Genomic DNA, 1,564 nt, shown 5'->3' on the forward strand with positions numbered 1-1,564 from the left:
AAATCTTTTTTATTATTTTTTCAGAAGCTGATTGACCCAGGTGACTATTTAATTCAAGCAACAATTCCGCTCATGCGTCATGATCAAAGCTTAATTGATTTTAGAGTAATGATGGCTAAGAATCATCAAGGCGATTGGCAAACCAGCGGCATCTTTGCTAGATATGGTGCAAGCGGCAGCATTGTGAGTAATATAACAGCAGGCGGGCGAGCGGAACTAGCGGATAAGACCCTGAAAAAGGTATGGAAGTTAAATAACCAGCAAATCTCTGAAGTAAAGCAGACGATTACCGAACTATGCAGAAATGTATTAGCTGTAATCGAAGCTGAAGGCTATCATTGCGGTAATATTGGGGTGGATATTGGGCTTGATCAAAATCTATCTCTATCCATCATTGAAATTAATAATCAGAATCCAGATCCTTATATTGCTAAACGAGCAAAACGTTCACCTGAGTTTTATAAACACAGGTATTTGAATATGATGTATGCTAAAAAACTGGCTGGATTTTAATCAGTAAAAAAAGCTTGGATTCCTCCATCCCTACTTTCAGACAAAAAGCTCCCTTTGCATAGTCTGCAAAAGGAGCTTCCTCTACATATTACTCTTCAGCCGCTTAAGAATTCGTTCATAATCGTCTCGATCAATTCCAGGAGCAAATTCTTCGGGTACCGCTGGAAGGTCTGGCGGCGGAGCACCTTTAGGCATCCCATCAATAACGATTAATTGTTCGCCCGTTTCAGGATTCGGCCCTTTCCAGATTTGTTTCATATCTAAATATTCTTTTTCTCCCCACGTATAAAGAACATTATATAGTCCCTGGTCCATAAATTTCTTAGCATGATCAAACTTATTGTTACTTAAATCAGGTACGGGCAGCATCTTCCCTACTTCCACGCCTGTTGCGACTTCGAGTGCTTTGGCATACGCAATAATATGGGTACCGCCGCGGACTAACAGGTAACCAATCATTTCTCTTGCAACTGGATGGTCTGTCATTTCATAGACCCGCATTTTATGCGTTCGAGCACCAATTTCTAATAAATAATTGGCAAGTAAATCGGCAACTAAATTCCCAGAATTATTGACGTACTCCCCGTTCCAAGGCCGGCCCATCGCATCACCTGGATATGCTGTTTGAGCTGTATTGACAAAATGAAGCGGATAATTGGAATGCTTTCCATTTTGCAGTGGCGCAATGTCTGGATCTCCTGGAAACGTATTTCCGTATGAAAGCAAATTAATCGCCGTGGCTACTAATTCAACATGGCCGAATTCTTCTGCTGTAATACTGGCAATGATGTCATAGAAAGGCTTGAAGTTTTTCCTGTCGCGAAAATTGAACGATTGAAACATATAATTGTTCAATGTAGACATTTCTCCGAATTTGCCGCCCATCAAATCCTGAACGGCTGCGGCCGCTTTCATGTCGCCGTGTTTAGGCATTGGCAATTCTATGGCAATTCGATTAACACGCTTAATCATATTTTCCCTCCCCAAATAGTAACCGGACACTCGTTCCATACATATGCAGGGAAAAGTAGGACTATGACTAATTTAACTT

At 41.0% G+C, this 1,564-nt stretch carries 2 protein-coding genes; one reads left to right on the top strand and one right to left on the bottom strand.

What is annotated here, in order from left to right:
* The coding region (locus AC52RT_RS00415) for a YheC/YheD family protein (RefSeq protein ID WP_495538926.1) at positions 1–513 on the top strand (513 nt) is incomplete at its 5' end.
* A gap of 81 nt (positions 514–594) precedes the next feature.
* Here AC52RT_RS00415 and AC52RT_RS00420 read toward each other — a convergent pair.
* Positions 595–1,485, bottom strand: coding sequence for a manganese catalase family protein (locus AC52RT_RS00420; RefSeq protein WP_495538927.1), 891 nt, complete (start codon positions 1,483–1,485; stop codon positions 595–597).
* Positions 1,486–1,564 lie beyond the last annotated feature (79 nt).

The organism is Peribacillus sp., assembly GCF_059453735.1.